At 55.5% G+C, this 591-nt stretch carries 2 protein-coding genes; both read left to right on the top strand.

What is annotated here, in order from left to right; genetic code table 11:
• Positions 1-411, top strand: a 411-nt coding sequence (locus D1841_RS18245) for an ABC transporter ATP-binding protein (RefSeq protein WP_161880217.1), incomplete at its 5' end; no start/stop codon positions are given.
• Positions 404-591, top strand: a 188-nt coding sequence (locus D1841_RS18240; RefSeq protein WP_160644993.1) for an ATP-binding cassette domain-containing protein, incomplete at its 3' end; no start/stop codon positions are given. The genes D1841_RS18245 and D1841_RS18240, both read left to right, overlap by 8 nt.

Raw genomic sequence — 591 nt, 5'->3', positions numbered from 1 at the left:
GAGCTGATGGAGAAGGGCTTTATCAAGTCCATGATCTTCATCACCCACGAACTGCCGCTGCTGTACAACGTGACAGACGACATTATGGTTATGTACGCAGGACAGATAGTGGAGCGCGGCACAGCCAAGGAAATGGTGTTCGATCCCATCCATCCTTATTCCAAGGGCCTGATGGGTTCCATCATCGTGCCGGAAGAGGGCACCAGGGAGACAAAGCTGGAGGCCATCCCCGGAACGCCCCCGAACCTGAAGCATCCGCCGGCCGGCTGCCGGTTTGCGCCCCGGTGCAAGTATGCAAAGCCGGAGTGCAAGGTATATGAGGTGCCGGAGAAGGAGTTTGAGGAGCACAGGATGTACCGCTGCTGCTATGAAGTGGACTATTTGAAGGAGGTGTACGGGAGAAATGGCTAGAGAGTTGGGGAAATCGGTACTGAAGGGTGAGAACATCACCAAGGTTTTCGGCTATGGCAAGACCCGCACCGAGGCAGTGAAGCAGGTAAACTTTGACTTCCGCGAGGGCGAGGTTATCTCCATCGTAGGGGAGTCCGGCTCTGGGAAGACGACCATTGCCAGGATGATCCTGGGTCTTAT

Source organism: Neglectibacter sp. X4 (assembly GCF_009917365.1).
Taxonomy (GTDB): domain Bacteria; phylum Bacillota; class Clostridia; order Oscillospirales; family Acutalibacteraceae; genus Acutalibacter.
Note: the sequence above shows the minus strand (reverse complement) of the source record. Positions and strands in the feature narration are given on the sequence as shown.